General features: G+C 43.4%; 6 protein-coding genes and 1 pseudogene. 3 read left to right on the forward strand and 4 right to left on the reverse strand.

Annotation, left to right across the window (positions count from 1 at the left end):
• Positions 1-234: 234 nt before the first annotated feature.
• Complete coding sequence (locus tag ACHMWN_RS16830; RefSeq protein ID WP_001421937.1) at positions 235-429, forward strand: YlcI/YnfO family protein; 195 nt, start codon at positions 235-237, stop codon at positions 427-429.
• A gap of 164 nt (positions 430-593) precedes the next feature.
• On the opposite strand, the gene ybcW is transcribed toward ACHMWN_RS16830, so the two are convergent.
• Positions 594-800 (reverse strand): protein YbcW, encoded by a 207-nt coding sequence (gene ybcW / locus ACHMWN_RS16835; protein ID WP_001031427.1) that lies wholly within the window; start codon positions 798-800, stop codon positions 594-596.
• Between the two features lie 243 nt (positions 801-1,043).
• On the opposite strand from ybcW, the gene ACHMWN_RS16840 reads away from it, so the two are divergent.
• Both ACHMWN_RS16840 and bor read left to right on the forward strand, forming a co-directional pair.
• Positions 1,044-1,496 (forward strand): DUF1398 domain-containing protein, encoded by a 453-nt coding sequence (locus ACHMWN_RS16840; protein ID WP_223248938.1) that lies wholly within the window; start codon positions 1,044-1,046, stop codon positions 1,494-1,496.
• Positions 1,497-1,785: 289 nt separating this feature from the next.
• A complete protein-coding gene (gene bor / locus ACHMWN_RS16845) occupies positions 1,786-2,079 on the forward strand; it encodes a serum resistance lipoprotein Bor (protein ID WP_000738492.1) in 294 nt (97 codons plus the stop codon).
• A gap of 31 nt (positions 2,080-2,110) precedes the next feature.
• Here the strand turns inward: bor and rzpD are convergent, their stop codons facing one another.
• The 3 genes and pseudogenes from rzpD to ACHMWN_RS16860 all read right to left on the reverse strand — a co-directional run bounded on the left by rzpD (position 2,111) and on the right by ACHMWN_RS16860 (position 3,352).
• Positions 2,111-2,572: a prophage endopeptidase RzpD gene (gene rzpD, locus ACHMWN_RS16850; protein ID WP_000092275.1), complete on the reverse strand. Its 462-nt coding sequence runs from the start codon at positions 2,570-2,572 to the stop codon at positions 2,111-2,113.
• Positions 2,569-3,045: a glycoside hydrolase family protein gene (locus tag ACHMWN_RS16855; protein WP_000229403.1), complete on the reverse strand. Its 477-nt coding sequence runs from the start codon at positions 3,043-3,045 to the stop codon at positions 2,569-2,571. Before ACHMWN_RS16855 ends, rzpD begins: the two co-directional genes overlap by 4 nt.
• A pseudogene (locus ACHMWN_RS16860) lies at positions 3,029-3,352 on the reverse strand (phage holin, lambda family). The gene ACHMWN_RS16855 and the pseudogene ACHMWN_RS16860 overlap by 17 nt, the downstream one beginning before the upstream one ends.
• Between the last annotated feature and the right edge of the window lie 209 nt (positions 3,353-3,561).

A 3,561-nucleotide genomic window follows, 5' to 3' on the forward strand; every position in this document is an offset into this window, starting at 1 on the left:
TGCTTACGGTTCACTACTCACGACGATGTTTTTTTTGGTACCTTTTTTTTCACCGGAAAGGACCCGTAAAGTGATAATGATTATCATCTACATATCACAACGTGCGTGGAGGCCATCAAACCACGTCAAATAATCAATTATGACGCAGGTATCGTATTAATTGATCTGCATCAACTTAACGTAAAAACAACTTCAGACAATACAAATCAGCGACACTGAATACGGGGCAACCTCATGTCAACGAAGAACAGAACCCGCAGAACAACAACCCGCAACATCCGCTTTCCTAACCAAATGATTGAACAAATTAACATCGCTCTTGAGCAAAAAGGGTCCGGGAATTTCTCAGCCTGGGTCATTGAAGCCTGCCGTCGGAGACTAACGTCAGAAAAGAGAGCATATACATCAATTAAAAGTGATGAAGAATGAACATCCCGCGTTCTTCCCTCCGAACAGGACGATATTGTAAATTCACTTAATTACGAGGGCATTGCAGTAATTGAGTTGCAGTTTTACCACTTTCCTGACAGTGACAGACTGCGTGTTGGCTCTGTCACAGACTAAATAGTTTGAATGATTAGCAGTTATGGTGATCAGTCAACCACCAGGGAATAATCCTTCATATTATTATCGTGCTTCACCAACGCTGCCTCAATTGCTCTGAATGCTTCCAGAGACACCTTATGTTCTATACATGCAATTACAACATCAGGGTAACTCATAGAAATGGTGCTATTAAGCATATTTTTTACACGAATCAGATCCACGGAGGGATCATCAGCAGATTGTTCTTTATTCATTTTGTCGCTCCATGCGCTTGCTCTTCATCTAGCGGTTAAAATATTACTTCAAATCTTTCTGTATGAAGATTTGAGCACGTTGGCCTTACATACATCTGTCGGTTGTATTTCCCTCCAGAATGCCAGCAGGACCGCACTTTGTTACGCAACCAATACTATTAAGTGAAAACATTCCTAATATTTGACATAAATCATCAACAAAACACAAGGAGGTCAGACCAGATTGAAACGATAAAAACGATAATGCAAACTACGCGCCCTCGTATCACATGGAAGGTTTTACCAATGGCTCAGGTTGCCATTTTTAAAGAAATATTCGATCAAGTGCGAAAAGATTTAGACTGTGAATTGTTTTATTCTGAACTAAAACGTCACAACGTCTCACATTATATTTACTATCTAGCCACAGATAATATTCACATCGTGTTAGAAAACGATAACACCGTGTTAATAAAAGGACTTAAAAAGGTTGTAAATGTTAAATTCTCAAGAAACACGCATCTTATAGAAACGTCCTATGATAGGTTGAAATCAAGAGAAATCACATTTCAGCAATACAGGGAAAATCTTGCTAAAGCAGGAGTTTTCCGATGGGTTACAAATATCCATGAACATAAAAGATATTACTATACCTTTGATAATTCATTACTATTTACTGAGAGCATTCAGAACACTACACAAATCTTTCCACGCTAAATCATAACGTCCGGTTTCTTCCGTGTCAGCACCGGGGCGTTGGCATAATGCAATACGTGTACGCGCTAAACCCTGTGTGCATCGTTTTAATTATTCCCGGACACTCCCGCAGAGAAGTTCCCCGTCAGGGCTGTGGACATAGTTAATCCGGGAATACAATGACGATTCATCGCACCTGACATACATTAATAAATATTAACAATATGAAATTTCAACTCATTGTTTAGGGTTTGTTTAATTTTCTACACATACGATTCTGCGAACTTCAAAAAGCATCGGGAATAACACCATGAAAAAAATGCTACTCGCTACTGCGCTGGCCCTGCTTATTACAGGATGTGCTCAACAGACGTTTACTGTTCAAAACAAACCGGCAGCAGTAGCACCAAAGGAAACCATCACCCATCATTTCTTCGTTTCTGGAATTGGGCAGAAGAAAACTGTCGATGCAGCCAAAATTTGTGGCGGCGCAGAAAATGTTGTTAAAACAGAAACCCAGCAAACATTCGTAAATGGATTGCTCGGTTTTATTACTTTAGGCATTTATACTCCGCTGGAAGCGCGTGTGTATTGCTCACAATAATTGCATGAGTTGCCCATCGATATGGGCAACTCTATCTGCACTGCTCATTAATATACTTCTGGGTTCCTTCCAGTTGTTTTTGCATAGTGATCAGCCTCTCTCTGAGGGTGAAATAATCCCGTTCAGCGGTGTCTGCCAGTCGGGGGGAGGCTGCATTATCCACGCCGGAGGCGGTGGTGGCTTCACGCACTGACTGACAGACTGCTTTGATGTGCAACCGACGACGACCAGCGGCAACATCATCACGCAGAGCATCATTTTCAGCTTTAGCATCAGCTAACTCCTTCGTGTATTTTGCATCGAGCGCAGCAACATCACGCTGACGCATCTGCATGTCAGTAATTGCCGCGTTCGCCAGCTTCAGTTCTCTGGCATTTTTGTCGCGCTGGGCTTTGTAGGTAATGGCGTTATCACGGTAATGATTAACAGCCCATGACAGGCAGACGATGATGCAGATAACCAGAGCGGAGATAATCGCGGTGACTCTGCTCATACATCAATCTCTCTGACCGTTCCGCCCGCTTCTTTGAATTTTGCAATCAGGCTGTCAGCCTTATGCTCGAACTGACCATAACCAGCGCCCGGCAGTGAAGCCCAGATATTGCTGCAACGGTCGATTGCCTGACGGATATCACCACGATCAATCATAGGTAAAGCGCCACGCTCCTTAATCTGCTGCAATGCCACAGCGTCCTGACTTTTCGGAGAGAAGTCTTTCAGGCCAAGCTGCTTGCGGTAGGCATCCCACCAACGGGAAAGAAGCTGGTAGCGTCCGGCGCCTGTTGATTTGAGTTTTGGGTTTAGCGTGACAAGTTTGCGAGGGTGATCGGAGTAATCAGTAAATAGCTCTCCGCCTACAATGACGTCATAACCATGATTTCTGGTTTTCTGACGTCCGTTATCAGTTCCCTCCGACCACGCCAGCATATCGAGGAACGCCTTACGTTGATTATTGATTTCTACCATCTTCTACTCCGGCTTTTTTAGCAGCGAAGCGTTTGATAAGCGAACCAATCGAGTCAGTACCGATGTAGCCGATAAACACGCTCGTTATATAAGCGAGATTGCTACTTAGTCCGGCGAAGTCGAGAAGGTCACGAATGAACTAGGCGATAATGGCGCACATCGTTGCGTCGATTACTGTTTTTGTAAACGCACCGCCATTATATCTGCCGCGAAGGTACGCCATTGCAAACGCAAGGATTGCCCCGATGCCTTGTTCCTTTGCCGCGAGAATGGCGGCCAACAGGTCATGTTTTTCTGGCATCTTCATGTCTTACCCCCAATAAGGGGATTTGCTCTATTTAATTAGGAATAAGGTCGATTACTGATAGAACAAATCCAGGCTACTGTGTTTAGTAATCAGATTTGTTCGTGACCGATATGCACGGGCAAAACGGCAGGAGGTTGTTAGCGCAAAAAAAAAATTCCAAAAAAAAAATTCCAAAAAAAAAAAAGCGACTAACAAACACAATCTGATGG

The organism is Pedobacter sp. UC225_61 (assembly GCF_044452285.1).
In the GTDB taxonomy this organism is placed as follows: domain Bacteria; phylum Bacteroidota; class Bacteroidia; order Sphingobacteriales; family Sphingobacteriaceae; genus Pedobacter.

What these genes read in the sequence shown, in the direction of transcription:
- ACHMWN_RS16830 (WP_001421937.1), top strand. Translation starts at nt 235, where the DNA reads ATGTCAACGAAGAACAGAACCCGCAGAACAACAACCCGCAACATCCGC.
- ybcW (WP_001031427.1), bottom strand. Translation starts at nt 800, where the DNA reads ATGAATAAAGAACAATCTGCTGATGATCCCTCCGTGGATCTGATTCGT.
- ACHMWN_RS16840 (WP_223248938.1), top strand. Translation starts at nt 1,044, where the DNA reads ATGCAAACTACGCGCCCTCGTATCACATGGAAGGTTTTACCAATGGCT.
- bor (WP_000738492.1), top strand. Translation starts at nt 1,786, where the DNA reads ATGAAAAAAATGCTACTCGCTACTGCGCTGGCCCTGCTTATTACAGGA.
- rzpD (WP_000092275.1), bottom strand. Translation starts at nt 2,572, where the DNA reads ATGAGCAGAGTCACCGCGATTATCTCCGCTCTGGTTATCTGCATCATC.
- ACHMWN_RS16855 (WP_000229403.1), bottom strand. Translation starts at nt 3,045, where the DNA reads ATGGTAGAAATCAATAATCAACGTAAGGCGTTCCTCGATATGCTGGCG.